The following is a 658-nucleotide window of genomic DNA, read 5'->3' on the forward strand; positions in this document are numbered from 1 at the left end:
GGGGCAAAACCTGTGGCGGTCAGGCGGGCTGGCACCGCGCTCTGACCAAGTCGGGCAGGTACGGGATGCCGGCCTGGCCGATGATGCCGAGCCGGGCACCGAGGTAGTCCCAAAAGCTGATGCTGAGCTTGGCGCAGGTCTTGGCCAGGCCGAGGAAGGCGTCGCGGCAGTCGCGGCCCGGATCGCTGCGAGTGCCACCGTTGACCTTGCGCCGGGTGACTTGGGCGCGGATGTCGTTCTCCGAGCCGTTGGTGTGCAGCGGGATTTCTGGGCAGTCCAGCACCTGCAGCAACTCGGTCTTGTTGGCGTGCAGGCGCTCGAGCAATCGGTCGAGCATGACGAAGCCAGTGTGGCGCTGGAAAATGCGGTCGAAGCGGGCGCGCAACTCGGCCCGGCGGCGCCGGCTGGGCTCTCGTCGGTACGCCTTCAGGTCGGCGTAGTACCACCAGATCAGGTCGCAGACGCGCGTCTGGGCGGCCCGCTGCTGGTCGGTGAAGGTGTCGAGCTTGTGGACGAGACGCTCGGCATGGACCCAACACAGAGCGTGCTCGCCAAGGGCGAACTGGCCGGCATCGTCGCTGACGATCACCGTCCCGGGCAGCAGGCCATGCGCCTTGATGGCACCCCAGAGCGCGCCTTCGGTGGCCAGGCGCGCTGG

Annotated in this window: 1 protein-coding gene; it reads right to left on the bottom strand. The window is 68.2% G+C overall.

From position 1 onward, the window contains the following. Window positions 1-19 precede the first annotated feature (19 nt). On the bottom strand, window positions 20-658 hold a 639-nt coding region (locus E2C06_RS36845), incomplete at its 5' end, for an IS66 family transposase (protein ID WP_165982928.1).

It is taken from the genome of Dankookia rubra (assembly GCF_004355005.1).
GTDB lineage: Bacteria > Pseudomonadota > Alphaproteobacteria > Acetobacterales > Acetobacteraceae > Paracraurococcus > Paracraurococcus ruber_A.